Annotated in this window: 22 protein-coding genes and 1 tRNA gene; 6 read left to right on the top strand and 17 right to left on the bottom strand. The window is 59.0% G+C overall.

The features are described 5' to 3' along the window. Nucleotides 1-53: 53 nt before the first annotated feature. From senB to nifS, 5 genes are all read right to left on the bottom strand, one after another. Complete coding sequence (senB, locus tag VFQ24_12805; GenBank protein ID HET9179229.1) at nucleotides 54-1,058, bottom strand: selenoneine biosynthesis selenosugar synthase SenB; 1,005 nt, start codon at nucleotides 1,056-1,058, stop codon at nucleotides 54-56. Between the two features lie 74 nt (nucleotides 1,059-1,132). Continuing rightward, a complete protein-coding gene (gene senA, locus VFQ24_12800) occupies nucleotides 1,133-2,506 on the bottom strand; it encodes a selenoneine synthase SenA (protein HET9179228.1) in 1,374 nt (457 codons plus the stop codon). A gap of 44 nt (nucleotides 2,507-2,550) precedes the next feature. Continuing rightward, nucleotides 2,551-3,561 (bottom strand): transglutaminase domain-containing protein, encoded by a 1,011-nt coding sequence (locus VFQ24_12795; protein ID HET9179227.1) that lies wholly within the window; start codon nucleotides 3,559-3,561, stop codon nucleotides 2,551-2,553. 60 nt (nucleotides 3,562-3,621) lie between these two features. Then, nucleotides 3,622-4,770 carry a tRNA 2-thiouridine(34) synthase MnmA gene (mnmA, locus tag VFQ24_12790; GenBank protein ID HET9179226.1) on the bottom strand — a complete coding sequence of 383 codons (1,149 nt, stop codon included), beginning with the start codon at nucleotides 4,768-4,770 and terminating at the stop codon, nucleotides 3,622-3,624. Between the two features lie 45 nt (nucleotides 4,771-4,815). After that, entirely contained in the window at nucleotides 4,816-5,997 is a 1,182-nt protein-coding gene (nifS, locus tag VFQ24_12785; protein HET9179225.1) for a cysteine desulfurase NifS, read from the bottom strand. A 263-nt stretch (nucleotides 5,998-6,260) separates the two neighbouring features. Here nifS and VFQ24_12780 point away from each other — a divergent pair, with 263 nt between their 5' ends. The 3 genes from VFQ24_12780 to VFQ24_12770 all read left to right on the top strand — a co-directional run bounded on the left by VFQ24_12780 (nucleotide 6,261) and on the right by VFQ24_12770 (nucleotide 10,274). Continuing rightward, complete coding sequence (locus VFQ24_12780; protein HET9179224.1) at nucleotides 6,261-6,581, top strand: hypothetical protein; 321 nt, start codon at nucleotides 6,261-6,263, stop codon at nucleotides 6,579-6,581. Nucleotides 6,582-6,860: 279 nt separating this feature from the next. Then, complete coding sequence (locus VFQ24_12775; protein HET9179223.1) at nucleotides 6,861-8,735, top strand: thiamine pyrophosphate-binding protein; 1,875 nt, start codon at nucleotides 6,861-6,863, stop codon at nucleotides 8,733-8,735. Between the two features lie 120 nt (nucleotides 8,736-8,855). Beyond that, on the top strand, nucleotides 8,856-10,274 hold the full coding sequence (locus VFQ24_12770) for a Gfo/Idh/MocA family oxidoreductase (GenBank protein HET9179222.1): 1,419 nt from the start codon (nucleotides 8,856-8,858) through the stop codon (nucleotides 10,272-10,274). A 61-nt stretch (nucleotides 10,275-10,335) separates the two neighbouring features. On the opposite strand, the gene VFQ24_12765 is transcribed toward VFQ24_12770, so the two are convergent. After that, nucleotides 10,336-11,718: an APC family permease gene (locus tag VFQ24_12765; protein HET9179221.1), complete on the bottom strand. Its 1,383-nt coding sequence runs from the start codon at nucleotides 11,716-11,718 to the stop codon at nucleotides 10,336-10,338. 231 nt (nucleotides 11,719-11,949) lie between these two features. On the opposite strand from VFQ24_12765, the gene VFQ24_12760 reads away from it, so the two are divergent. Together VFQ24_12760 and VFQ24_12755 are read left to right on the top strand one after the other, a co-directional pair. Next, nucleotides 11,950-13,302, top strand: coding sequence for a neutral/alkaline non-lysosomal ceramidase N-terminal domain-containing protein (locus tag VFQ24_12760; protein HET9179220.1), 1,353 nt, complete (start codon nucleotides 11,950-11,952; stop codon nucleotides 13,300-13,302). 249 nt (nucleotides 13,303-13,551) lie between these two features. After that, a tRNA-Gly gene (locus tag VFQ24_12755) sits at nucleotides 13,552-13,626 on the top strand. Between the two features lie 353 nt (nucleotides 13,627-13,979). On the opposite strand, the gene VFQ24_12750 is transcribed toward VFQ24_12755, so the two are convergent. From VFQ24_12750 to pdhA, 9 genes are all read right to left on the bottom strand, one after another. Then, nucleotides 13,980-15,014 (bottom strand): AI-2E family transporter, encoded by a 1,035-nt coding sequence (locus VFQ24_12750; GenBank protein HET9179219.1) that lies wholly within the window; start codon nucleotides 15,012-15,014, stop codon nucleotides 13,980-13,982. 354 nt (nucleotides 15,015-15,368) lie between these two features. After that, a complete protein-coding gene (locus VFQ24_12745) occupies nucleotides 15,369-15,536 on the bottom strand; it encodes a hypothetical protein (protein ID HET9179218.1) in 168 nt (55 codons plus the stop codon). A gap of 159 nt (nucleotides 15,537-15,695) precedes the next feature. Further along, on the bottom strand, nucleotides 15,696-16,199 hold the full coding sequence (locus tag VFQ24_12740; protein ID HET9179217.1) for a ferritin-like domain-containing protein: 504 nt from the start codon (nucleotides 16,197-16,199) through the stop codon (nucleotides 15,696-15,698). 481 nt (nucleotides 16,200-16,680) lie between these two features. Further along, entirely contained in the window at nucleotides 16,681-16,920 is a 240-nt protein-coding gene (locus VFQ24_12735) for a hypothetical protein (protein ID HET9179216.1), read from the bottom strand. Between the two features lie 49 nt (nucleotides 16,921-16,969). After that, nucleotides 16,970-17,443, bottom strand: coding sequence for a hypothetical protein (locus tag VFQ24_12730; GenBank protein ID HET9179215.1), 474 nt, complete (start codon nucleotides 17,441-17,443; stop codon nucleotides 16,970-16,972). A 532-nt stretch (nucleotides 17,444-17,975) separates the two neighbouring features. Continuing rightward, nucleotides 17,976-18,194 carry a hypothetical protein gene (locus tag VFQ24_12725; protein ID HET9179214.1) on the bottom strand — a complete coding sequence of 73 codons (219 nt, stop codon included), beginning with the start codon at nucleotides 18,192-18,194 and terminating at the stop codon, nucleotides 17,976-17,978. A gap of 116 nt (nucleotides 18,195-18,310) precedes the next feature. Next, on the bottom strand, nucleotides 18,311-19,582 hold the full coding sequence (locus VFQ24_12720; GenBank protein ID HET9179213.1) for a pyruvate dehydrogenase complex dihydrolipoamide acetyltransferase: 1,272 nt from the start codon (nucleotides 19,580-19,582) through the stop codon (nucleotides 18,311-18,313). 29 nt (nucleotides 19,583-19,611) lie between these two features. Beyond that, nucleotides 19,612-20,592, bottom strand: coding sequence for a pyruvate dehydrogenase complex E1 component subunit beta (locus VFQ24_12715; protein ID HET9179212.1), 981 nt, complete (start codon nucleotides 20,590-20,592; stop codon nucleotides 19,612-19,614). Nucleotides 20,593-20,709: 117 nt separating this feature from the next. Next, on the bottom strand, nucleotides 20,710-21,774 hold the full coding sequence (gene pdhA, locus VFQ24_12710) for a pyruvate dehydrogenase (acetyl-transferring) E1 component subunit alpha (protein ID HET9179211.1): 1,065 nt from the start codon (nucleotides 21,772-21,774) through the stop codon (nucleotides 20,710-20,712). 194 nt (nucleotides 21,775-21,968) lie between these two features. Between pdhA and VFQ24_12705 the strand changes: the two genes are divergently transcribed. Next, a complete protein-coding gene (locus tag VFQ24_12705) occupies nucleotides 21,969-22,382 on the top strand; it encodes a secondary thiamine-phosphate synthase enzyme YjbQ (GenBank protein ID HET9179210.1) in 414 nt (137 codons plus the stop codon). A gap of 17 nt (nucleotides 22,383-22,399) precedes the next feature. On the opposite strand, the gene VFQ24_12700 is transcribed toward VFQ24_12705, so the two are convergent. Together VFQ24_12700 and VFQ24_12695 are read right to left on the bottom strand one after the other, a co-directional pair. Next, nucleotides 22,400-23,875, bottom strand: coding sequence for a pitrilysin family protein (locus VFQ24_12700; GenBank protein HET9179209.1), 1,476 nt, complete (start codon nucleotides 23,873-23,875; stop codon nucleotides 22,400-22,402). 12 nt (nucleotides 23,876-23,887) lie between these two features. Continuing rightward, nucleotides 23,888-25,246 carry a pitrilysin family protein gene (locus tag VFQ24_12695; GenBank protein HET9179208.1) on the bottom strand — a complete coding sequence of 453 codons (1,359 nt, stop codon included), beginning with the start codon at nucleotides 25,244-25,246 and terminating at the stop codon, nucleotides 23,888-23,890. Nucleotides 25,247-25,256 lie beyond the last annotated feature (10 nt).

Below are 25,256 nucleotides of genomic sequence, written 5' to 3'. Positions count from 1 at the left end.
GAAAGTGCCTACCCAGATATCCAGGTAGCGTGGAACTCCAATTCTGAGGACCGCTACCTGCATCGGCCCGTGGAACGGCGCGGGCGTTCGGGAAAACGCAATCCATTCAGGAGCTTTCTCCATGCGGCTTTCTCGCGGGCAGGTTGAAAGAGCGGAAGGCATCGAGCGCAGCGCGAGCGCAGCAGCCGAAGGAAGGCAGAATCGTTTTCCGCGCGTTCGAGAAGCTTCGCCAAGTGTTCGGTGTCGCCCACGCGGAAGTATCCCGGGTAGTCCTCTCCCAGGATGCCAACGGAACCCGGAATCCTGGAAGCGAGGACGGGCACGCGGTTGACGATGGCGTCTGAGAGCACGTTGGCTCCGCCTTCCAGTTTTGAAGAGAGAACGCACAACGCGCTTCTGGCAAGAATCGGCTGGATGCTCATCCTGGGCCGCTCGCCCTGCCAGCGATAACGAGTGTTCCGGTCCATTTCGGCGCGCGCGAAGCTCGCCATCCCCGGACTCAGGGCCGCGCCAAAATGCAGGATGCGAATGCGGGAGTGCGGCGGTAGCAGCCGGGCGGCCAGCGCTGCGCGAAAAGGGTCCTTGACCGGCCGCAAGTGGCCGATGACACACACGCGGAAGCTGCGGTCATTTGTTTCGCGGAGGTGCTGAGAGAATTTGCGGGACGCGGGGCGGGCCGATTGGAAAATCACGCGGGCTTTCTGGCCCAGGCGGGAGTGAATCTCGTCAAGCGCCTTGGGCTGAAGCACAACCAGGCGCGTGGCAATCTCCAGGGAAATTTGGGCACGGCGGCTCTTCCGCAAGTCACGGTAAACATCAGTACCTGTTAAAGCGACGATGAGCGGCCGGTCGGGATAAAGGCGGTTAAAGCCTCGGATGGCGGGATAACTCCGCTTGGCGTGCAAGGCCACCAGCAGATCAACAGGCTCGCCCTCGTAAGTCTGCGCGATTCTGACGCGGTGACCGAGTTCGCGCAAGATACCCGCCCAGCGAAGGGCAGTGACACGGTTGCCGTGCTGCGTCCCAGGGGGCGCGGGGGTAATCATTTGTATCCGCATCGACTCTTCTTTGAATGCAAACAAGCAGGTGATTCGGATCGCTCGGCGGCCACCACTCGCACTTCAGCAACCTTCTACACGGCGCAGGTGCGAAAACCGGCCCAGACATCTCGGCGATGCGGCTGGTAAAAGTTGCGATAGCTGTTCCGGATCAATCCCGGACGCGTGGTCCAGCAACCGCCGCGCAGCACTTTATGATCGCCAAACCACGGCTCGGAATATTCCTTGTAGGGGCCGGGTGAAAAGCCGGGATAGGGTCCGAAATCTGTAGCCGTCCACTCCCACACGTTCCCGATCATCTGCCGGCAGCCAAAGGCGCTGTCGCCCCCCGGCAGCGCATCCACTTCGATGCAACCCATGGCGCGCCATTCGAGATTGGCGCGGCCGGGGTTCGGCGGCTCGCCACCCCAGGGGAAAGTTCGCTTAAATTGCCGGATGCCTCCACCGGAGGCGGGCTCGGCGCTCGCCGCCATTTCCCACTCTGCCTCTGTGGGCAGACGGCGTCCGGCCCAGCGGCAGTAGGCGTCTGCTTCGTACCAATTAACATGAATGACAGGCAAGCGGTCTTCGAGCGGGACCCATTCATCAAAGTGGCGCCGCATCCATCGTACCGGAATTTCCCTTCGCCAGTAGACGGGATGGCAGGCTGCGGAACTCTCGCGCCATTTCCAGCCTTCCGGCGTCCACAGCTCGCGGCGCTCGTAGCCACCCTCCTCGACAAAATCACAAAACTGGGACTGGGTGACTGCAAATCGCGCCATGCGAAAGGGCCTTACGACAACAGGGTGCGCCCATTGCTCGTTGTCAAACACAAAGTTCGAGTCGGGAGCGCTGCCCACCATAAAAGTACCGCCCGGAATTTCAGCGTCAGAGACCGGTTGGAGAGCGCGCCCGTTGCGCTCCTGCTCGTCGGTCGAGCGCGCCTGGAAGGCTTGACGGATGTCACAGCTCTCGCTGATTCCAATCTTTGGGCTGGGGTAGCCCAGCGTCTGCCGGGTATATGTGAACGCTTCGTCGTGCATATACTCATGAAAAAGCGCCAGGCGGAAATAGTAGGCTTCGTCATACCCATCTACTTCCTTGGCGGCATCGCTCGCAAGGGGCGCTTCCTGGATACGCCGCAGAATTTCCTGGACGTAGGCGATTACATGGGCCTTCGTCGGCAGCGGCAGGTCCCATCGCGTGTCGTGCGCGACGCGGGCGGAGTCGTACAGTTGGTCGCCCTGCGGGTTGACGGGAGCCCGCTTCCGGAAATGCCGCAAAATCCAGCGTTCCTGAAACCATGCGACATGACCAATCTCCCAGCGAAGCGGGTTGACTATGTCCAGCCGCGGCCCAATCATCTGCTCGTCCGTCAAATCGGAGATCAGCTCGAGCGTCCGCTCGCGGGCCTCTTGCAACGCTGAGGAAAGATCGATCGCGGAACCAGAGATTAGTTGATCTTGCATGTTGCATCCTTCCGGGTGTGCCCCAAGCCGTTACAAATCGCCACTCAGCGGGACTGAACATCGCGAAAACTGAATCGCTTCTCGATCGGGCCCCTGAAGGGCTTCCCGTCAACCTCCACGTAGGGGTAGACAAAATAGTTTACCGGAGGGCCCTTCTGCCGCGGCCTCAGGAGTATATCCCGGCCTGTTGAGAATTCAACTCGATTAGCATCCAGGCTTCCAAAGTAAAAATCGCGCCTGGAGGGGTTGAGCCAGGCCTCCGAGATATCCACCGGCACCCACCCCAAGCCGCCAACATAGAACCTGGCCCAGCAGTGATAGCCGGGAACACTTCCCTCACTGGTATTCGCGGGCAGAGGAAACCCAATATCAAAGCCAGCGGGGACCTTTTCCGCGCGCGCGAGTGCAATAAAGAGCGAATGGAAATCGGTACAGTTTCCGTGCTTCGCATCGCAAGCCCACAGGGCGTCACCGCGTCCCCACCCTATGCCCGACTTGTCATAGCGCATGTTATCAAAGACGTAGTTGTACAGCGCATAGGCTTTATCGATTTCCCCCTGTTTGCCTTGTGTCGTTGCGTGCGCGATTTGTGCGATGGTTCCGCCCGTCGGAACCAGACGGTTAGGCCCAAGATAGCGCGCCATCAGGTCGGGGTTGAGCGGTGGGTCCTGATTGTACCGCTGCAGGCTGGCGTAATCTCCCTCGGACCAGGACTTCCGCGTAATTCGATAAACAATCTTGAACTCGCTCTTTGCGGGGTATGGCGGCAGCATCGTTGCATAGAGCATACGGTTTCCATAAATCGCCTCGCGAGTAATACGGCCGGGAACAGAAGAGGAAATTTTAAGGATTCGCGCAGTCTGGTGCGTGTTCGTCGAGGCCAGCGGAATCCAGATGCGCACTTGCCGCGTCTTTGGCGGAATTTCTTTCAGAGCGACATCATAGGTAAAATCGAAGGTGCGCGAGCCGCTTGCGTTCTGCCCGTAAGCGCCCGGCAAACGCGAGAAGAACACACATAAAAACAAGCCCCAAGTTGCCACATAGCTCGAACGCATCTCATTCCCCGGGTCGCGTGGACGCAGGAGCTAAGGCTAGCCATCCTGCCACCGCAGGCGTCAATCGACCACGCGCGAAATCCATCCGCCCCCAATAAGCTCATCACCATCGTAAAAAACAGCGGCCTGGCCTGGCGTGATGGCACGCTGAGGCGAAGCGAATTCGACCATCGCTTCACCGCCCGAGCGGGCCTCAACGCGGGCCGCGGCAGGGGCGTGCTTGTTGCGGATCTTGACGAGCGCCTCGAAGGAATCGCCCCCGCTTGCCGGGCGTATCCAGTTGATCTCGCGAACCAGCAGGCGCCTCTGCAGCAGTTCATCGTTTGAACCCACCACCACGCGGTTGCGGGTGCGGTCGAGGCCAATGACGTAGAGCGGAGTTCCCATGGCGATTCCCAATCCTTTCCTCTGGCCCACGGTGTAGTTTCCAAGTCCCTCGTGGCGACCAAGGACGCGGCCGTCAGTGGTGACTAGGTCGCCTGCTGTCTCCTCGATCTTCATTCCCTGCTCGCTCAAGTAGGCATCGATAAACCGGCGGTAGTTGCCTGTGGGAACAAAGCAGATCTCCTGGCTATCGGGCTTTTCGGCCACGGGCAGGTTCCTGTCGCGCGCCATGGCGCGGACTTCCTGCTTGGTGAATTCACCCAGCGGAAACAGCGTGCGCGCAAGCTGCTGCTGGGTGAGGCCAAAGAGGAAATACGACTGGTCCTTGGCAGGATCGCGGCCGGCCAACAGGCGATACCGGCCGGAATCCCGGTTCTGCTCGACGCGCGCGTAATGCCCCGTGGCTATTTTTTCGGCCCCAACCTTGCGCGCGGTCTCGATGAACTCGGCAAACTTGATTTCCGTGTTGCAAAGGCTGCAGGGGATGGGAGTTTCGCCCGCCAGGTAACTTTCCACAAAGGGCCGCACCACGCCCTCCTCGAAGCGGTCTTCTAGGTTGACCACGTAGTACGGCAGTCCCAGAAAGCTGGCCACGCGGCGCGCGTCATACACATCGTCGAGTGAGCAACAGCGTCCGCTGGCGCGTCCGGGTTCGCCTTCCTCAGAACCCAGCAGCGCAGGCAGGCGCCGCTGGTTCCAGAGCTGCATGGTCATGCCGACGACGGCGGACGGGCCATTGGAATCGGCGGTCGAGTTGTTTTCAGCCAGCAGCGCCGCGGCCACGGAACTGTCCACGCCGCCGCTCATGGCTACTGCAATTGTCATTGGAATCAAAACTCTGCGTTCAGCCCATGCCGAGGCTCATGCTCCTCAGGCTTGAGCGCTGATGGCATCTTTTTTGTAGTGTGGAGAAAGCGAGCGAAGTTGTTCCACCACTCCCGGCAGCACTTCCAGAGCGTAATCGACATCCTCGGAGGTGTTGAAGCGGCCCAGGCTAAAGCGAATGCTCGAGCGCGCCTGCTCCGGCTTTCGGCCGATAGCGGTGAGCACGTGCGAAGGCTCGACAGAACCCGACGAACACGCCGCTCCGGTGGAACATTCCACGCCTTTCAAGTCCATGGCGATCACAAAGCCCTCGCCTTCGATGTAATCGAAGCTGATGTTGCTGGTGGTCGGCAGCCGTCGCGTGGTATCGCCGGAAACAGTCGCCAGTGGAACGCAGGAAAGAATTCTTTCTTCCAGCCGGTCGCGCAGCCGGCCGACGCTTCTCATACCGTCGGCGAGATGTCTGCCCGCGAGTTCGGCGGCTTTGCCCAGGCCAACAATCCCGGGAACGTTTTCCGTGCCGGGGCGCCGGTCACGCTCATGATGGCCGCCGTACATCAACGGCCGCAGGATGGTTCCCTTGCGAACGTAGAGAGCGCCAACGCCCTTGGGCCCGTTCAGCTTGTGCGCGGAAAGCGAGAGCAGATCGACGCCCAGGCGTTCAACGTCCACGGGAATTTTGCCGACCGACTGTACGGCGTCCGTATGGAAATGAATATCGTGCTCGCGGGCGATGCGCCCTATCTCTTCGAGCGGCTGGATGGTTCCGATTTCGTTGTTGGCGTGCATCGCGGAAATCAATACGGTCTCGGGCCGGATGGCCTTTTCCACGTCAGCCGGATCGACCACTCCGCCCGACCCAACGGGAATATACGTAACGCGCACGCCGCGCTTCTCGAGCTCCTTCGCCGTGTGCAGAACGGCCGAGTGCTCGATGGTGGTGGTGATGACGTGCTTCGCCTCAGACCTCGAGGCCCGCACAATGCCGAACAGAGACTGATTGTCGGATTCCGTCCCGCCGCTGGTGAACACAATTTCGCTCGGCCGGGCATTCAGGAGGCGGGCAAGCTGCTCGCGGCTTGCTTCGACGGCGGACCGGGCGCGCTGCCCCCGAAGATGGATGGACGAGGCGTTGCCGTAATCAACCAGAAAGTATGGCTTCATCGCCTCAAGTACTTCAGGCGCGACGGCGGTGGTCGCATTGTTGTCGAGGTAAACTCTTCGCATGCCCGGGGTCCCGAAATGCCGCATAAAAGGCGGAAAAACCGATCATTTTGAGAGTATCCCACGGCAACCCGTGAAGTCAAACCGATCCGCAGGCGACGCGGAACTCCTTGTGCCCAAAGGAACTGGCCCCGGGCGCTGAACGCCCGGGCGCCGCAGCTCTGCCGGCCGCAGTCGAATTTCTTGTGGTCATGGCCACAGGCGTGAGGTGCTGTCGGGATTATACTATAAGGGTCAAATCCTATCTTGATTGAAGGAGGACGACTATGTTTGCAAGACATGTCCGAATGCATCTGAAGGCTGACGGCCGGCCGGGCTTTGTGCGAGCCATCGACACCGAGACGATCCCCGCTCTGAAGAAATTCCTCGGATTTACCGGTGAAATTGTGATGGTCTCAAACGATGGTAAAGAAGCCGTCGGCATCAGCCTGTGGGACAACAAGGAACACGCCGAGGCGTACAACCGCCAGGGATATGCCGACGTTTTGAAATCCCTGGAGAAGTTCACGGACGGCCAACCGGAGCTTCAAACCTACGAGGTAACCAATTCAACGGTCGAGAAGATTTCTGTCCGCAAAGCCGCCTGACGCAACGTTGCCGAAGTCGCAGGCACGCGGACACCAAACCTGTCATGCTGGGCGGACCCTCCCGGAGCAAGAAACCTCAGAGGATACTGATTCAGGGAACTAAAGACCAATGCCCGCGCCCAGCATGGCATCTGCCCCCGCCTTTTCATTTCACGACCCCTGCAGGAAGTCAAACGGCTGATTTTCGCGAAAGAAACTCCCATCGCCGCAGGCTGTGGTATCTTCTGCATAATCGGAACGCCATTCCGACTTGTACGGGAGCCCGGGGGCGGGTAAGCAGTGGAAGACAATTTCAACTCTGAAAAATCGCAGCAAGGAGCCGAAACAAACTCACCGGAAGGCTCGGCTTCGGTCGCGGAGGCTTCCACTTCCACGGTAGAGGGGAGCGGAGGAGAACTTGTAGTGGCGCAGGCCCGAGCGGCCGGAGTGGAGTATGTCTTTGCTAACCCCGGGTCGTTTGAGTCCGGCTTGTATGACGCGCTGACGGATGTGCCCTCGATGCGCGTGATTCTGGGCCTGCACGAAGGGATTGTGCTGTCCATGGCAGATGGCTACCACCGGGTGACCGGCAAGCCGGGTTTCGTGAACGTACACGCAGTGGTGGGATCGGCCCAGATGATGGGACAGCTCTATAACGCGCACTGGGACGGCTCCGCTTTGGTGGTGACTGCTGGCCTGCTGGATAGCGAGACCGGGAGTGATGAAGTCCAACTGGCTGCGCCGCCCGGGTTCAGCCAAAAAGAGATCGTGCGGCCGTTCACCAAGATGTGCTGGGAAGTTCGCGAGCCAGCCCTGCTGCCACTGATGGTCCGACGGGCATTCAAAGAAGCGACCACCGAGCCCCGCGGGCCGGTCTACCTGGCGATGAAGGACGCGGCGCTGGAGAGCCGGGGAACCCGGGCGCAGGTGCTGCCCGCCGAACGATTTCTGTTGAAAGCGTGCACGCGTCCTTCGAAGGCGTCAGTGGAGCAGGCAGCCAGATGGCTTGTGGAATCCAGTCAGCCGCTGCTGGTGATCGGGGATGACGTGTGGAAAGCGGGAGCGCAGATGGATCTCCTGAAGCTTTCGGAGGAACTGGGGCTGCCGGTGGCGGACCAGGTGACGGCCCAGGCTGAAATAGTTGCGAAGGGGCTCGCCATGGACTCTCCATTTCGAGCGTTCCATAGCTTTCCGGTCCGCCACCCGCATTACCTGGGCAACTTCCGGGCGAGTTCCGACTGGGTGAAGCGAGGAGTGGACCTGATGGTCTCGATCGGCTGCCGGGACTTCGGCGATCGCGCGGTGCTGCAGACCAATGACGTGCCGGCCGGCGTGCGCGTGGTGCGAATCGGGATGAATACTGCCGCGATGGGCCGAAATTATCCAACCGACCTGGCACTGGTTGGCGATATCAAGGAATCGCTGAGGGAACTGCTTGAAGATGCAAGAAGTCTTCTCGCTTCGGAGAACCGCAACGCAATCGCCGACGGACGTTCGGCAGAAATCTCGGCATTCACGGCGGAGGCAGCCCAGCAGGATCGCGCGGCGCGGCAGGAGAACTTTGGCCAGAGGCCCATTCACCCGGATGAATTGTCGCAGATCCTGGCGGACTCCCTGGATGCAGACGCAATTGTGGTTTGCGAGAATACCACGGCTCCCTATGGGCCCTTTGCGTTTGGTTTCCGCGAAAACGAGCAGGTGTTTATCGGCACGGCAGGAGCCAGTCTTGGATGGGGCGTTGGGGCTGCGACGGGCGCGAAGCTGGGGACGCCGAGTCGGCAGGTTGTCTGCTTCATCGGCGACGGCGCGGTGATGTACAGCGCGTCAGGCTTCTGGACGCAGGCCCGCTACAACATTCCCGTGCTCACAGTTGTCGCAAACAACCACAACTACCAGACGGTGCGCCTGGTTTATGACGGATATAAGGGCAGGATGGCGGCGGAGGGGCATTACGCCGCGACGTATCTGGGCGAACCTGATATTGACTTTGTCGCCTTGGCAGGAAGCCAGGGCGTGAGCGGAGTGAGAGTTGATCATGCGCACCAGCTGAAACCGGCGCTCGAGCGCGGAAAGGCGGTGACCCGCAAAGGGAAACCTTATCTGATTGAAGTTGTCACTGCGCGCTCGGGGCCCGGGGCCGAATCGGTCTGGCACGGGGGCGTGAGTTCATCGTAGGGTACCGAAGCGAATTGGGAAGGTTGCGGAAGTTCTCATACAAAATCCATTCGGGATGATGCGACCGCCGCAAAGCGGGTAACCTGATGCTGAAAGCACAAACTGATTGCGGGAGGAGTGATGAGCGGCACTGAAAAAGAGATAAAAAGGAACTCATTCAAAACGGCGGTCGATTCAACCGCAGGGCTGGCGGTTCCTGCGGGAATCACTTTTATTACACGTCCGGACAGGGTTTTCGGAGCTAATGACCGTGTGCGCGTTGGCGTGTGCGGCATACGGGGGCAAGGGTTCGAGCACGTCAAGGAATATTCACGCCTGGCGAACGCTCAAGTCGCCGCCGTCTGTGACGTGGACGAAAACATTATTGCCGGGCGCCTGTCGGACATGGACAAGATGGCGCTGCGGCGACCCGCCACCTATATCGACGCGCGGAAGCTGATGGAAGACAAATCCATCGACGCCATTTCGATCGCCGCGCCGAACCACTGGCATTCTCTGCTCGCCATCTGGGGCTGCCAGGCGGGAAAGGATGTTTACGTTGAAAAGCCGTGCTCGCATAACTGGTGGGACGGCCACCAGCTTGTGAAGGCTGCGCAGAAGTACAATCGGATTGTCCAGCACGGCACCAATTCGCGTTCAGAAGAGGCGATTATTGAAGAAGTGCAGAAGCTGCGTGACGGCCTGATTGGCGAAGTCTATCTGGCCCGCGGCCTTTGCTACAACTGGCGCGACACTATCGGCCACACTGCCGTCGAGCCGGTCCCTGCGGGCGTCCACTATGATCTGTGGACGGGACCGGCGCCGCTCCATGACTTCACCCGCAACCATTTTCACTACAACTGGCACTGGTTCTGGGATTACGGGAACGGCGACATTGGCAACCAAGGCATCCACCAGATGGATGTTGCCCGCTGGGGGCTGGGAGTCGGCTTTCCAAATAAAGTATCGGCCATCGGCGGGCATTTCATGTTCCGTGACGATCAGCAAACGCCCAATACTCTGAGTTCCGTTTTTGAATTTGACATGCCGGACGGGAAGCGCAAGATGCTGGAATTCGAGGTGCGCCACTGGATTACCAACCACGAGGCGGACATTGGCACGCCCGGCTTTGGCGTCGAAATTCCAGGCTTCATCGGCCCGCCCAGGAAGGAACCTCGTCGGCCGCGTGGCCCCTTTGGCACCGTGGGTAACATCTTCTACGGCTCCAAGGGTTACACAGCGTCGGACAATGAAAGCTTTGCGTCTTACAGGTCGTGGCTGGGCCCGGCGCATGAACCGGGACCTGGCGCCAGTCAAGGCGGAAATAACTGGGGCAACTTTATAGATTGTGTTCGCAGCCGCAAGAAGGAAGACCTGAATGCGCCCATCGAAGAGGGGCACATCTCATGCACGCTGGTCCATCTGGCGAACGCTTCCTACCGTCTGGGCCGCACTCTGAATTTTGATCCCGTTAAGCAGGAAGTTATCGGGGATGAAGAAGCGGACCACATGCTGCGCGGGCACTATCGCGAACCTTTTGTGGTGCGAGAGGAAGTGTAGGGAAAAGACGAACGTCTGTCCCTCACCTTGCGGAAGGCTTGGTGGAGCGCGGGCACTGCGACTACGTTTCGCTGAAGTCGATCATCCTGGGTTTGAGGCGGAATCCCTTTGTGGAATAGACGATGTAAGTGATTCCGATGGCAAACCAGATGCCGCCCACGGCTTTGGCCAGGATGTTCAGGTTCCACCAGATCAGCGCACAGAAGACGAAACCGATAAGAGGGAGGATGGCGTCACCCAGAATGCGCCGGCGGCCGCTGCGCAGGACAATCGAGAAGTGCCAGAAGGTCGATAAGTTCACCCCCATAAAGGCCAGGAAAGCGCCGAAATTCAGCAGCTCGGCCGCGTGCTCGTAAGCATTACCGACGTAATTCAGCGACACCGCGCCGACGAAAGCCACCAGTCCAATGAGAAGAATGTTGTAGGTTGGTGTGCTGGTGTTGGGGTGAAGATGGCCGAAGAACTTTCGCGGAAGCACTCCGTCACGCCCCATGCCGAATAGCAGCCGGGCTGCGCCAAGTCCACCCGTCAGTCCGCTGCCGAGAGCTGCCAGCACCAGGATCGCTCCCATGGCCTGGAACAGAGGCATGCCGCCCACGCGCTGGCAGACATCCATAAAGGCCGTTTCCAGGTTGGGGAAGGTGTGCCAGTTGGGCCATATGCGTTGCCCCAGATAAACCTCAATGCCGGCGAAGATGCCGGTGAAAAGACACACTAGCACCGTAGCCAGCAGCACGTTGCGTTTCGGATTTTCCACGTCTTCCGAAAGCGTGGTGATGCCGTCAAAACCGATATAGGTGAGCGCGGCGAAAGACGTCGCCATCCAGATCTGATGGCCGTTGAAAGTTTGAGGGTTATAGAAAGGCTGCGTTGAGAACAGGCCGCCCCAGCCGCCGCCGGAATAGAGATACCAGACCGCCAGGACAAGAAATACCGCGATGACGGTACACATGCAAACCAGCAGGATCTTGTTGGCGCCGGCCGAGGTTCTGATGCCGCGCAGGTTCAACGCTGTCATGAAGGCTACCACTAAAAAGGCGGCCACGGCATAGGGCATCTGGGGAAGATAGCGGCTGTGGATGGCCACGGCAATCCAGATGGAGTTCAACAATGGCTGCAGAATGTAATCGAGCAGCATGGCCCATCCGATCAGGAATCCGAGGTGCGGATTCAGGGCCTTGCCGACGTACGTGTAAGCCGACCCTGCCGATGGATAGACGGCCGCCATGCGCCCATAGCTGAAGGCGGTGATCATCATGGCAAACATGGCAATCAGAATGGTGGTGACAGTGTGGCCGTTGGAGAGTTTCTGCGCTACTCCAAAGAGTGGAATCGGGGCCGTGGGCTGGATGAGAACAAGGCCGTAGAAGACAAGGTCCCAGAGCGTCAGGACCCTTCGCAGTCGCAACTGGCCGGCCTCTGTTGGCGTGGCGCCGTTTGGCATAAATCCGGTTAGAAGATCCGCGCAAAAACGCTGTGCCCGCCGCGCTGGCCGGGTCACCCTGGAACCCTATGACTAGTGAGAATACCGGCTGAAAGGGAGAAAGTAAAGGGAAAGGGGGCAACCGCGTGTGTGGGGAAATCAAGTGGAAAATGCCGATTGACACCCTTGTGCAGGAGGCATATAAACTCTGCTGAAGCTTGCCCCACAAACGACCTGGATCAGGAGATTGCGATGCGCCACCTGTTTTCTCTTGGCATGAGATGCTGTTTAATGATTCTCGGCGGGGCCTGCGCTCTGGCTGCGTTCGGGGCTCCTCAGGGAACCCTCTCCGTGGGAGCCGCACGTGTGGATATCACTCCGCCCGCTGATGCGGCACTTCCCATGAGCGGGTACGAGGGCCGCAAACAGGGTTTTCAGAAAATTCACGACCACATTTACGCGCGTGCCATTGTGTTGAGCGATGGAACGCATGAGGCCGCCATCCTGTCCTGGGAATTGATTGGAATGCCGGACGGCGTGTGGCAGCAGCTATCCCAGCGCATCAGTAAGGAGCTGGGCATCCCTGCCGACCATGTGATCCTCGCCGGCGAGCACGTCCACAGCGCTCCTACGGTGGCTGGCGCATACACGAAAGGCACGCCCGAAACGATCGCTTACACGGGAAAATTAGAGGATTACGCCTTCCAGGCGGTGAAACAGGCAAGAGCCAACCTTCAGCCGGCGCGATTTGGCTTCGGGACAGGAAAGGCCTATGTGAATATCAACCGCCGGGAGCGCTTCCCGGACGGCCAATGGGACCTGGGATATAACCCTGAGGGGCCATCTGACAAAACCGTGGCGGTGTTAAAGTTTGAAAGCCTGGCAGGTAAACCCATCGCTCTCCTGATCAATTATGCCGTGCATGGCGTGGTGATGGGTCCCGACAATCTGGAAGTCAGCGGCGATCTGCCCGGCGCTACCTCGAGGTTCGTGGAACAGTATTACCGGGGTGATATTCCCACGCGTTCGGACGGCGGATGGGACCTCCAACTCCAGCCAAAGGATAAAACCAATGGTGTTGTTGCGCTGTGGACCAGCGGGGCGGCCGGTGACCAGAACCCGATCGTTATGGACCAGGACAATGATTTCAGCATGGTCGATGCCCTGGGAAGGATTCTGGGAGAAGAGACCGTCCGTGTGGCCAACAATATTAAGGACCTGTCGTCCGAGTCAAGCGTTTGGGGTGGGCAGCGGGTTATCAATTGTCCCGGGCGCCAGGTCGTACCGGGACCGCATCCCAACGGGGAGTTTAAGTTCGAGGATGCCGACCCGGTTGACATCCGCCTGAGCCTGCTGATGCTCAACAATATTGCCGTCACCGGCGTTTCCGGTGAGGTCCTCACTCCCATCTTTCTGCGTCTGGAGAAGGAGTCGCCCTTCCGCCACACCATCATGGTGACGCACGCAAACGGATTGAGCGGATACATTCCGAATGACGCCGCTTACAACCAGGTGAGCTACGAAGTCAGAACCACGCACCTGAAGCCCGGCTGCGCGGAAACAGGGATTGTCAACGGACTGGTGGATATGATGAACCAGCGTTAAGACGTTCTGCGTGCGGTGCAATCGCAAGGGTCGGCCGAGCATCGCTAAGATTTGGGCGTTGATTTTGCACGAGGATGGTGAATGCCTTCCCTTGGACACTGAGATGGGAGTGGCAGTTGAGGACGGACCAGGGCGGGCGCATTGCCGCGGCAGGCAAAGTGCGTGTGTTATACTGAGCGAATATCGAAGGTGTAAGCGCACCGATTCCGCTGGCTGCGCAGGTGCGCTGGCAGGGTGAGCAAAAGTAAAGCGGGGGTAATTCAGCGGTAGAATGCCAGCTTCCCAAGCTGGACGTCGCGGGTTCGATCCCCGTCCCCCGCTCCATTATTTCAATGGATTGCAACTTTCAGCGGGCGCCCAGGAACCGAGATCAACAAAATATTCAGGAGACCGGTCGGCGTTGAGGCTACAGTCCGCCGCTCGTCAATTCGAGGAGCGGTTTGGCTGGTCCTAAAGAGACTGCCGAGTCTATGGTCGATCCTGCTGCGGTCCGATCTTCTTCAATGCTGGCGGAGTCCTTCGAATGGCAGAACGCCAAGGACGATCAGCCGAGGGTTAGCGGCTATGCTTTGAAGATACGGGCCTATGCTGCATTACAATCAGTTCAAAAATCGCATTCGGCTTCTCCGTACGATTGCGAATCAGGAACCTTTCTGTCTCTCGTCGCGGATGTGCCGTCACGACTTCACTTCCTCGTGCAGATAAAGGGTCTTTACCAGCACGAGGGATGCGGCTGCGATGGGCGTTGCCAGCGCCACGCCCAGCAGTCCGGCCACTTTCCACATGAAAAGCTGTGACAAGATTGTCATGACGGGCGGCAACAGCACGGCCTTCTTCTGCACCAGGGGCGTCAGCGCGTAGCCCTCGGCCACGTGAATTGCCAGATACAGCGCGACCACGTAAATCGTCGTACTGGGTCCTTTGGTGAGAGCAACGAGGACAGTCGGAACAAATGCGAGCCAGGAGCCGACATACGGGATAAAGATCATCGCACCTGTGAAGATCCCCAGGATTAACGCCATGGGAACTTGCAGCAGCCACAGGCCGATGGCGGTGGAAATTCCGAGAACGACCATCGGAATTAATTGTGCGATCATCCACCAGCGAAGCGTGTACACCACTTCCTGTGAAGCCTCTGTGACCCGCGCGCGATGCTTGTCGGGAACCAGGTCCAGCAGTCGCGCAGCGTATCCTTGAGCGTAAAAAGCCCCGTAAAGGCCCACAACCAGAATAACCACGGCTCCTTCAATCGTGCCTTCGAGAATCCTGGTGACGGTGGTCAGTTGCCTTCCCTGTCCAGCTGCGCCCGCCACGTTTTGAGCGATTTCTACGAGGTGCCTGCCCCACCCGCTCTGGCCCAAATACTGCTTGATTTGCGCGATTGAGTTTGGAATGATCTGAGAGATCTGGCCGACTTCAGCGATGACGCTGGGGATAACCCAATATCCGATCAAAGCTGCCACAATAACGATGCCGAGTAGAATAGCCGCATACGACAGCCCGTGGCTGATGGCTCGTGGAGTATGGCGTTCCAGCCAGTCTGCACAGGCGTGCAGAATGATGGCCAGCAGAGCGCCGGCGAACGCCAGCAGGATAATGTCCAGCCGATACCAGACGCACAGGAACAGGGACGCCGCGACAGACGCCCAAAAAACCAGACGCTTCGGCCAGTCTGCATCCCGCACCGGCGAACCCACTGGGTTCTCCTGCATAAGGCAGACACCTCATAATTCGCCGGGCTCAAATGTCCGTGCCGGAACCCGGACTCAACAAGCCTCAGGAGAATGATCAGTTGAGAAAAGCTTCCATGGTCAGGAACGAAATCATGCAGACGCCCGGCAAGGTATCCCGCACGGTTTGCTCGATAGCGCGGCGTGTGTGCGGATGCTCCGATTGCGGCAGGGCCGGTGGGCTGTAGTGCGGTCGGCGAGACCGATCTCAAACTCCACGCCGAAATCCTGAGCTTGCCCGCGCGCGGCACACAAGCCCTCCCGGACGGGCCGTGTGGCGCCACCGCGCGGTAAAGTCCGAATAAGCATCGACGGGGTTGCGGGTCGTCCCGGGTTCTACTGGCCTTTCTTGTGGCCAGCCTGCTTGTGGTGCTTCATAACCGTCCGAGCGGCAACCTCCTTCGCGCGCTTGCCGTATCGTCCGGACTTCTGCGCGCTGTTCTTGATGTGCTCGTATTCCCGCTGTTCTTTCTTGCTCACTCCGCGTAGGTGTTTCTTTGGCATTGGCGCCTCCGGTTGGAATGTTGGAACTCTTCTGTTTTGCGGCCTGGCCCCGTGCGGCTTTCGGCGAACGCGTTGAATCCGGTGCGCTGAAAGCCGAACGAAGCGTCTGCGAACTGAGGGTGCCGTGCAGCAGCCGAATGCCTCCGGCGCCCTCCCTCGCTACGGATGCGCCGTCTGGGCGCGAACATTGGCGGAACCTATCGCGATGGTAGTGAGCGTCTTGTCGGCCTCCTTCTCTTCTTCTAAAGTTTGTTGCAACAAACCTTCACTACTGGTCTCCCCAAGCTGGTTCATCCAGGAACGTACGGAGCCGTAAACCGCCATTTCATAGTGCTCAACCCTCTGACAGGCGGCAATGATGGCCGCGTCTCGGACCGCCTCACTGCCGGTATCGCTGACAGTATCTTCGCCCTCAGCGAGGATGCCTTTGATGCCGTCGCAGGTTTTCCCTTTGGGCTTCTCTGACAGGTTTTGGAATACGTTCTCCAGCCGCTGGACGTGGCCCTTTGTCTGCTCGAGATGGTGTTCCAGCGCCTTGCGGAGATCCGCCCCTGAAGCTGCGTCGGCCATTTTGGGCAGGGCCTTTACGATTCGTTTTTCGGCGTCGTAAATATCCTCCAGTTCGTGGAGACACAGTTCCTTCAACGTTTTTGCTTTTGCCATTATATTTCCTCCTTTGGGTTGCTTCAGTCGATCGAATTCAAACAGGAAACCAGACGCAAGCGCGCCCCTGCATTCGCTCGACGCCCCTTCAGCTTCAGTGGCGCCGGCCCACCAATCCTGCCTGCCGTGGCTCCCCGCGGCCAAGGGAAAGTGATGGCGCGCTCTCCGGTTGAAATGTGGCGGAGGTAAAGGTTCGTCGGAAAGGTATGTCGGTTTCAGGTCCGTTCGGGACCGAGGGTGGAATACCAGTGAGACGCATTGTTGGGGTCGTTCCAGAACATTACAGCCCCAGTCAATGCTGTGGTCCTCGCAGTTTGCCCAGCAAACAGTCAGGGAGCAGTCAGGAATTCTTCTGTCTCTACCTCAGGTTGGAGCCTGCCGCCAGGATACCGGCGGATTCAACCGCGCGTTCCAGCGGACTGCTGTAAATTGCAACAGGCCGCGGCTGCACCAGTTCTCGCAGCCTTTCAGCCTTCCGCGATCAGATGAGTGTTGGCGGTCCGATCGGCGACGGCCAGACGGGAAAAATCCGCGGCAGCGTGCTGGGTCCCACCGTGAAACGCGGCTTGGGCCCGCAAATTTCGCCACTCAACTCCAGCACTTGAAGCAGGCTGATGGAGTTGGCCGGCCCTCCCCCAATGTTGAACGCGCGCCCCGTAATCGCGCCCATGTGCTTCTCTGCCAACAGCAGCGCACCTGCCAGGTCCTTGGCATGAAGCACGTCCCGCCCTCATGCATTTGCTGGCAATATTCCGCGCCAGCCAGTTGCACTAGCTCCGAAGGAAGACTTCCAGGAATTCCAGAGAATCGTCCATGCCGGGCTCGGAATCGCTGCCACGCGAGAGGTCCAGGACCTTGGCTCGCATTCCGGGCCGCAGATCCTGAATCCTGGATGTTCTTCCGTTGTCAAAACGAACGGCATCGCGATGCCTGTGCGGCTCAACGCTCAGTTGGGTGAACGTAACCTCCTCTTTCTGGCCAACCTCCAGCCGCAATTGCAGGCTATTCGGCACATCTTCGAGCCTCAGGCGAGCGCCGGGAGGAATGCACACGGCCGGGACCGCCGCGCCGGGCGAAAACGAGCTCCTCGTCAGCCGATGCCAAAAACTTCTCGGACACTGGCGCTCTGTGGCTTCCAGAAGCGAGGTGAACCCCAGCGTGCCGGTATGAAACCTATAGAGCACCAACTCCTCGCCTGCTTTCGCCAGGCGATTTGGCACACCCATTAACGAATAATCACACATGACGACCTCCTTCGCTGATTGCAGTGACTTTCCTTTAAATGCCCAGCCCCGACTTAGCTCCGCCTTTTCAGTCCCATTCCTGGACCGTCCAGGTGGTTTAGCGTCTGTCCCAACGATAGATGTGTTTGACGGCCGGCGATGCGACTCAGCTCAGCGCCTGTTCAGGTCGCCGAGATTTCTAGGAATGCGGTGTGCTGTTTCTGATCTGACCCGGCCCTCAACCCACTTCACAGTTTAGGAGGGCCATCGAGTCGTTACAATTCGTAAAACTATGTACTCTGAGCATAAGTATTTTTACGCACAGTCGCGGTTATGCGTCTGTGAGACCATGAAATATCAGAGGTTGCAGGCGGCTTATGTCTCGCCGCAATCAGAGTGCGCCGACGGTATCGGGACGGTTGCAGGCAGCCTGATCGCATCGAAAAACGCTTCACCGCAGCTTCTGTTTACCTCCGGAATCTTATGGTGCGAGGCGGCTTTCGATGGTTGCTGCTGACAGGATTGGGTGAAATCGATACTCTGGTTGGAGGTTTCATGCCTGGCGCTGCAAGCCGTTTTGCGGAGCGAGCCCCACCTTGGTGAGCGGCCCGTTGCAGTGGTAGACGGAATGACGCCGCCCGGTGAGATTGCCGCCAATCAAAAAACCTGCTCGATGGGCGTGCTGCGTCAGCTCACCCCTACAGAGGTAGCTTAGATTGAAGCTGCAATCGAAACCCGCCGCTGCATGACGGCGCAGGAGATTTCCACCCATGCCGCGCTTCTCGATGTCGGCTGGGCGATCCCACCGCGGTCGAGGACCGTGCGCCGGGGATCTTCATCCTGGATTCCGCGGGAATCAACTCCATCCTCCAAGCCAGGAGGGAATCTCTAAAGGGCCATCAGAATGGGATTCTCCAGAATCTGCTGGAGCGACTGCAGGAACCGCGCGCCCGTCGCACCATCAACGACGCGATGGTCACAGGAGAGCGTCATCCTGCAACGGAACCCTATGGTGATCTGCCCGTTTTCCACCACGGGCTTTTCTTCAACCGAGCCAATGGCCAGAATGGCGCCCTCAGGCGGGTTGATGACCGCCGAGAATTCCACGATGCCCATCATGCCCAGATTGGAGACGCTGAAGGTCCCGCCCGTATACTCTTCGGGCTTCAGCTTGCGGGTGCGGGCACGCGCAATCAGGTCTTTGGATTCCGTCGATATCTGTTGCAGGGTTTTGAGATTGCAATCGCGCACGACCGGTGTGATGAGGCCGCCGCCATCAATGGCGACGGCAATGCCGAGGTGGACACGGTTATGATATCGGATGGCGTTGCCGGTGAAACTGGCATTGACATCGGGGTGCTGGATCAGCGCCACCGCGCAGGCCTTTACGATGATGTCATTGTAGGTCAGCTTCAAATTGGGGTTCAGCTTGTTCGCCGACTCGCGCAGTTCCTTCGCCTTCTTCATGTCCACGTCAATCGTCAGATAGAAGTGGGGAACCGGGCCAAGGCTCTGAGCGAGCCTTTGGGCAATGGTCTTGCGCATCTGGCTGAGAGGTTCATCGCGAAATTCAGGGCCTTGCGGAGCGAACTGCACCCTCGAAGCCGCCGACGGAGCGCCCGTGGCAGCGGCGGATTCCACGTCGCGGCGAATGATGCGCCCTCCGGGTCCAGAGCCCTGAATGGCTGCGAGATCCAGCCCTGTGTCGCGCGCTATGCGGCGAGCCAGCGGCGAAGCCAGAACGCGCCCACCCTCTGTTGGCTGGGGCGTTGGCGCTGGGCCGGGACCAGGGGCCGCGGCTCTGGCCAGCGGCTGAGGCGGCGCAGCCTCTTTCGAACCGGTTTCTGTCTTTTGCGGCCCGGCTGGCGGCTTGGCTGCGGCGGCCCCGCCGTTGGAGGAGACGAGAGATGAAATATCCTCTTCCGCTTTGCCGATGACGGCCAGCATCTGCCCCACCGGAACGGTTTCTCCTGCCTGCACCAGGACCTTGCGCAGGACGCCGGAGGCCATCGACTCGACTTCCATGTCCACTTTGTCGGTCTCAATTTCGACCAGGGCGTCCCCGTTCGCGACCTGCTCGCCTTCGTTCTTAAGCCACTTCAGGACCTTGCCCTCGGTCATGGTATCGCTGCCCTTGGGCATTAGAACTCGAGATGCCATACGAAACCTCTTGAGAAAAGTTGGCCGGGCTAATTCTTGTACGTTACGCGGTGAACAGCGTCAATCACTCGGGCCTTGTCCGGCGCGTGCAGGTGCTCCAGCGGCTTGGCGTAGGGCATGGGAACGTCAACACCCGTTACGCGCAGGATGGGAGCATCAAGATAGTCGAAAGCCTGATGCTGAATCGTATCCACAACCTGGGCCCCAATGCCGCAGAAAGGCCAGCCCTCCTCCACGATGACGGCCCGGTTGGTTTTCCTGATTGATTGAAGGATGGTTTCAGTGTCGAGCGGACGAAGCGTTCGCGGGTCGATGATTTCGGCGTCGATCCCTTCCTTTTCAAGCTCCTCGGCGGCCTCGAGCGCCACATGGACCATCTTCGCGTGCGCCACCAGTGTAACGTCGTTTCCGGGACGCTTGATTTCCGCAACGCCCAGCGGGATCGTATACTCGCCCTCGGGAACTTCGCCCTTCAGGCCATAAAGGACTTCCGATTCGATAAAAATGACGGGGTTGTTGTCACGAATAGAAGTCTTCAGCAGGCCCTTGGCGTCCGCGGGCGTGGAAGGCGTCACGACCTTGAGACCTGGAATGTGGCAGAACCATGCCTCCAGTGCCTGCGAGTGCTGCGCGGAAAGCTGATGGCCGGCGCCGCCCGGCCCGCGAATAACCATCGGCGCGCCGACCTGGCCTCCCGACATGTAAAGCATCTTGGCGGCGCTGTTGACAATCTGGTCGAGGGCCAACAGCGAGAAATTAAAGGTCATCATTTCAACAATAGGCCGCAGCCCCGCCATGGCGGCGCCCACACCGAGGCCTGTGAAGCCAAGCTCAGTGATGGGCGTGTCGAGAACGCGCTTGGGGCCGAATTCGTCCAGCAATCCTTTGCTGACCTTATAGGCGCCGTTGTAGGCGCCCACTTCCTCGCCCATCAGGAAGACCCTCTCGTCACGCTGCATTTCTTCGCGCATCGCCTGATTGAGCGCTTCCCTGAATGCCAGAACTGCCATTAGTGTTCCTCGCTCTCTTTATTGTGGCAGCGGTTGCGGCCCGGACATACGTCCTGAAGGTCCCAGGGCCCCGGTTGCCGCCCACGATGAAACGTTAAAGCCTTTGCTCAAGCCGAACTACGGGAGATAAACGTCTGTTGCCAAATCTTCGGGCGCGGGATCCGGACTTTCATCTGCAAACGCCACTGCCTGATCGACGACTTCACGAATCCTGCTGTCCAGGTCATCGATATATTCCTGATTGATTATGCCCAGGGATTCCAGTGTGGAAGTGAAGCGTTTGATGGGGTCGCGCTGCCGGTGTTCAGCAAGTTCTTCCCGCGTGCGGTAGGTGCCATGGGCCGGATCAGACATCGAGTGGCCCATAAAGCGGTATGTCCGGGCTTCAATCAGCGTGGGCAGGTCTTCCTTGCGGGCCCGCTCAACCGCCTCAGATATTCCGTCGTAAACCGAAAGCACGTCCATGCCATCTACGACCGCCCGGGCCATGTCATACGAACCGGCCTTCTCTGACAGGTCGCGGATAGCGGAGGTCTTGAGAATCGGCGTGCCCATCCCGAATTCATTGTTTTCGCAAATAAACACCACCGGAAGCTTCCATAGTTGGGCCAGGTTTAATGATTCATGGAAGGACCCGATGTTCACCGCCGCCTCGCCAAAAAAGCACAACGTCACGCGGGACTGGCCCAGATACTTGGCGGCAAACGCCACGCCGGCAGCCAGCGGAATCTGGCCGCCCACGATGCCATGCCCGCCCAGGAAACCCACGGCGGGGTCAAAAAGGTGCATCGATCCGCCTTTGCCCTTCGAACATCCGGTGCGCTTGCCAAAAAGCTCGGCCATGATGGCTCCGGGATCCATTCCGCGCGCCAGGGCTTGGCCGTGGTCACGGTAAGAGCAAAGAACGGCGTCTTCGGGTTCCAGAGCTGCGATGGCTCCAACTCCAACTGCCTCTTGACCGATATAGAGATGGCAAAAGCCGCCAATCTTTCCCAGCGTATACATCTCGGCTGACTTTTCCTCGAAGCGCCGGATCAGCAACATCTTCTCCAAAAGGTCTCTCAACAGTTGCGGGTCCTTCTGACGGGCACGCTCCTGCTGTTCAACCAGATGGGCCTCGGCTATGCTGGCGCTGGCGTCTGGCACATGCACGGCGCCTCGGCTGGAATTGCCGGATTTCATATTAAGCCTCCTGCGATTTCCCTGTTTACCCCAGGTTCTGCGAGCGTCGCTCGTGTAGTCTCTCGCGGAGTGTAAGGCAAACGACCATTAAGACAACGCAACATTCTACAATAAGCATAAGATTTTGGGCAGGGCTGGTCAATGCAGGCCGTCTATTGAAGCTATAGAAAAAATTTATAGAAGGCAGAGGGACTATGAAAGCTCACACGCAATATCTGTGGTTCAACACCAAGAAAAAGCGCGAGTTCATCAATATTACCGCCGAAATTGAAAAGGCGCTGGAGGCCGCCAACATCCAGGAAGGCCTGGTGCTGGCCTCCGCCATGCACATCACTGCCGGGGTCTATATTAATGATGCTGAAGACGGCCTGATCGGCGACATCGACGAGTGGCTGGAACAACTCGCACCGTTCCGCTCCGATTACCGCCACCACCAGACAGGGGAAACCAACGGCGACGCCCACCTGAAAAATCTGCTGGTGGGACACCAGGTGCTGGTGCCCGTCACGCGCGGCCGGCTTGACCTCGGCCCGTGGCAGCAGGTGTATTATGCCGAGTTTGACGGCCAGCGGCGCAAACGCGTCCTGATCAAGGTCCTGGGAGAATAGGCCCGGCGCAGCCGGGTTTATTCAATTCGCTTGCCGTTCGTGTCGTAGACCTCGATCGGCCCGTATTTTTTCAGGACGTCCTTGATGTCCTTGCCGCTGCCGACGCAGACCACCTGGAGATGGTCAAGGTCGATATATTTTTGGGCTGTCTCTTTGACTAGCTGCGGCGTCACCTTGGCCACTTCCTCCGGATACTGGTCCCAGTAATCCTGCGGGAGCTTGTAATAGTCCACGGTCAACCACGAGCGGAGGAGCGTGGTGGGGCTTTCCAGCGAAAGGGCAAAGCTGGAGACGATGGCACGACGGGACTCGTCAAGCTCTTTCTCCGGGACGTCTTCATCCCGGATCTTCCGGAACTCATCCATCAGCGCCTGCATCGAGCCGTCAGTCACCTTGGTTCGGACTTCCGTGGAAGCAAACCACGGACCGGGGTAGACGTCCGGCATCATCGAGCTGTAGGCGCCATAGGTGTACCCCTTTTCTTCGCGCAGGTCCAGAAACAGACGCGCGGCCGGACCGCCGCCCAGAATGTGATTGGTTACCACCAGGGGGACGTAATCGGGGTCGTTGCGCCGCAACGCCTGGTTGCCGGCCAGAATATTGGTCTGAACGGAATCCGGGCGATCCACCAGGACCACCTTCGCCGCCGCGGGTTTGGGCAGCGGCGGGAGCGTGGGGTCGCTGACGGGATGGTTTTTCCAGCCGCCGAAATACTTCTTGATCAGCGGCACGATGGAATCGTAATCAACGTCGCCCGCCACGCCGAGGATGGCGTTATTGGGGGCGTAATACTCGCCGTGGAATCTATCCAGATCGGCGCGAGTTACATTGTTGACCGATTCGGGAGTGGGGGCGACTTCCGAGGCGGGAAAATCTCCGTAGAGCACGCTGTAGAACCTTTCGCGCGCAAGGAAGCTGGGATCAGAGCGCATCTGCTGCAGGTCGGCAAGCTCTCGTTTCTTAAATTTTGCAAGCTCATCGTCCGGGAAGGTTGGGTTGAGGACCACATCGCTCATCAATTCAAGAATGCGGTCGGTGTTTTCCACCAGGCCGGATGCAGTGACGTTTGAACGATTGCTGCCGAAACCCGCCGACGCGCTAAGGCTGGCGCCGATGTCGTCAACGTCCTTCGCAATCTGGGCGCTGCTGCGATGGGTGGTACCTTCGCGAAGCATATCGGCGGTAAACCCTGCCAGGCCCGGAAGCTCGCGCGGATCTTCCAGGGCCCCGGTTTTAATCCAGAGCATGAAGGCGACTGTGGGCAGCTTGTGGCGCTCCAACACCAGAATGTCAAGCCCGTTGTCCAGCTTGACCTCCCGCGGGCGGGGCAGCTTGACGCGCAGAATTTCCTTGTTAACGGGGGCCCGATTGAGCCGCACCACCTGGCTGAGCGGAACCGACTTGCTCTCCTCGGGGCCTTGCGCCAGTAGGGTGACGCTGCACGTTCCAAATGCCAGCATAACGATGAACAAAGCAAAAAATTTTCGTTTCATTTTCACCCTCCTCTAGCGGCTTGCCGCGGTGGTTTCCTGTTGGGCAGGCAAGTCAATTACGACGGCCTGCTGTGGTGGAATAAGGTACTTCTCCGCAACTTCTTTCACCTGCGCCGCCGTCACGGCGTTGAACTTGTCAAAGATAGTGTTGATCAGGTCAGGATCGTTGAACTTGACCGCGTATTCGCCGATGCGGATGGCCGTGAAGAGGTCCGACTGCCGCTCCTGGATCTGCTGGCGGCGGAACTGGGCGCGTGCCTTCTCCATTTCGGCGTCGGTAACGCCATCCTTCTTGATCGCAGCGATTTCGTCCTCGATGGCCTGTTCCACCTCTTCGGGTTTCACGCCCGGACGCGGCATCGCGAGCAGGTAGAACAGGCTGTCACCCGTCCGCGCATCCGCCTGCACTTCCACTGATGTTGCCAGTTGTTTTTCCTTGACCAGATGCTGATACAGCCGCGAGCTTTCCCCCGTACTCAATATACTGGCCAGCACCTGGAGCGCGTAATTGTCCGCGGTATTGCCCGGAGGGGTGTGAAAGGCCATCAAGACCATGGGCAGGCGCGCCAGTGGGTCCATCATGGTTTCCCGCCGCTGGCCGTAGTGCTCGGGCTCGGTGAGGTCTGGCCTGGGAGGCGCCGGCTGCGATGGGATGTCGCCGAAGTATTTCTTGACGCTTTCCAGGGCCTCGGCGGGATCAAGATCACCCACCAGGGTGAGCACGGCGTTGTTCGGCGCGTAGTAAATGCGGAAGAAATCCTGCACGTCCGACACGGTGGCGGCGTTCAGGTCTGCCATGGAACCAATAACCGAGTGCTTGTAGGCAAAATTGTCGTACGCCAGGTTGTCGATTTCCAAATACGCTTTGCCGTAGGGCTGGTTGTCAATGCCCAGCCGCCGCTCTTCCTGGACTGCGTTGCGCTGGTTGTTCAAGTTGGCCAGGTTCACTGCCAGCGAGCGCATGCGGTCGCTTTCAAGGAAGAGCGCGAGGTCCAACTGGTTTTTCGGCAGCATCTCGAAATAGTTGGTGCGGTCCTCGTTGGTGGTCCCGTTCATGTCGCCGCCGTTGTTTTCAATCAGGATCATGTGCTCGCCCTTGCCCACGTTTTTCGAGCCCTGGAACATCATGTGCTCGAAAAGGTGCGCGAACCCCGTCCTGCCGGGTCGTTCGCTGTGCGAGCCCACGTTGTAGGTGACGGAGATGGCGAAGACGGGCGCCGTGTGATCGGGCGCGATAATTACCCTCAACCCGTTCCCGAGGCGCTGGTCGGTGAAGTTCAGGTGCGGCACGCGGAGTTCCGCGGCAGCCAGCGCCTGCGCCAAAAGCAACACAGACGCCAGCAACAAAGTACCTGCTCGGTATCTCTTCATTTGCATACTC

It is taken from the genome of Terriglobia bacterium, from assembly GCA_035712365.1.
In the GTDB taxonomy this organism is placed as follows: domain Bacteria; phylum Acidobacteriota; class Terriglobia; order UBA7540; family UBA7540; genus SCRD01.
Note: the sequence above shows the minus strand (reverse complement) of the source record. Positions and strands in the feature narration are given on the sequence as shown.

What these genes read in the sequence shown, in the direction of transcription:
- senB (HET9179229.1), bottom strand. Translation starts at nt 1,058, where the DNA reads ATGCGGATACAAATGATTACCCCCGCGCCCCCTGGGACGCAGCACGGC.
- senA (HET9179228.1), bottom strand. Translation starts at nt 2,506, where the DNA reads ATGCAAGATCAACTAATCTCTGGTTCCGCGATCGATCTTTCCTCAGCG.
- VFQ24_12795 (HET9179227.1), bottom strand. Translation starts at nt 3,561, where the DNA reads ATGCGTTCGAGCTATGTGGCAACTTGGGGCTTGTTTTTATGTGTGTTC.
- mnmA (HET9179226.1), bottom strand. Translation starts at nt 4,770, where the DNA reads ATGACAATTGCAGTAGCCATGAGCGGCGGCGTGGACAGTTCCGTGGCC.
- nifS (HET9179225.1), bottom strand. Translation starts at nt 5,997, where the DNA reads ATGCGAAGAGTTTACCTCGACAACAATGCGACCACCGCCGTCGCGCCT.
- VFQ24_12780 (HET9179224.1), top strand. Translation starts at nt 6,261, where the DNA reads ATGTTTGCAAGACATGTCCGAATGCATCTGAAGGCTGACGGCCGGCCG.
- VFQ24_12770 (HET9179222.1), top strand. Translation starts at nt 8,856, where the DNA reads ATGAGCGGCACTGAAAAAGAGATAAAAAGGAACTCATTCAAAACGGCG.
- VFQ24_12765 (HET9179221.1), bottom strand. Translation starts at nt 11,718, where the DNA reads ATGCCAAACGGCGCCACGCCAACAGAGGCCGGCCAGTTGCGACTGCGA.
- VFQ24_12760 (HET9179220.1), top strand. Translation starts at nt 11,950, where the DNA reads ATGCGCCACCTGTTTTCTCTTGGCATGAGATGCTGTTTAATGATTCTC.
- VFQ24_12750 (HET9179219.1), bottom strand. Translation starts at nt 15,014, where the DNA reads ATGCAGGAGAACCCAGTGGGTTCGCCGGTGCGGGATGCAGACTGGCCG.
- VFQ24_12745 (HET9179218.1), bottom strand. Translation starts at nt 15,536, where the DNA reads ATGCCAAAGAAACACCTACGCGGAGTGAGCAAGAAAGAACAGCGGGAA.
- VFQ24_12740 (HET9179217.1), bottom strand. Translation starts at nt 16,199, where the DNA reads ATGGCAAAAGCAAAAACGTTGAAGGAACTGTGTCTCCACGAACTGGAG.
- VFQ24_12730 (HET9179215.1), bottom strand. Translation starts at nt 17,443, where the DNA reads ATGTGTGATTATTCGTTAATGGGTGTGCCAAATCGCCTGGCGAAAGCA.
- VFQ24_12725 (HET9179214.1), bottom strand. Translation starts at nt 18,194, where the DNA reads ATGGGTGGAAATCTCCTGCGCCGTCATGCAGCGGCGGGTTTCGATTGC.
- VFQ24_12720 (HET9179213.1), bottom strand. Translation starts at nt 19,582, where the DNA reads ATGGCATCTCGAGTTCTAATGCCCAAGGGCAGCGATACCATGACCGAG.
- VFQ24_12715 (HET9179212.1), bottom strand. Translation starts at nt 20,592, where the DNA reads ATGGCAGTTCTGGCATTCAGGGAAGCGCTCAATCAGGCGATGCGCGAA.
- pdhA (HET9179211.1), bottom strand. Translation starts at nt 21,774, where the DNA reads ATGAAATCCGGCAATTCCAGCCGAGGCGCCGTGCATGTGCCAGACGCC.
- VFQ24_12705 (HET9179210.1), top strand. Translation starts at nt 21,969, where the DNA reads ATGAAAGCTCACACGCAATATCTGTGGTTCAACACCAAGAAAAAGCGC.
- VFQ24_12700 (HET9179209.1), bottom strand. Translation starts at nt 23,875, where the DNA reads ATGAAACGAAAATTTTTTGCTTTGTTCATCGTTATGCTGGCATTTGGA.
- VFQ24_12695 (HET9179208.1), bottom strand. Translation starts at nt 25,246, where the DNA reads ATGAAGAGATACCGAGCAGGTACTTTGTTGCTGGCGTCTGTGTTGCTT.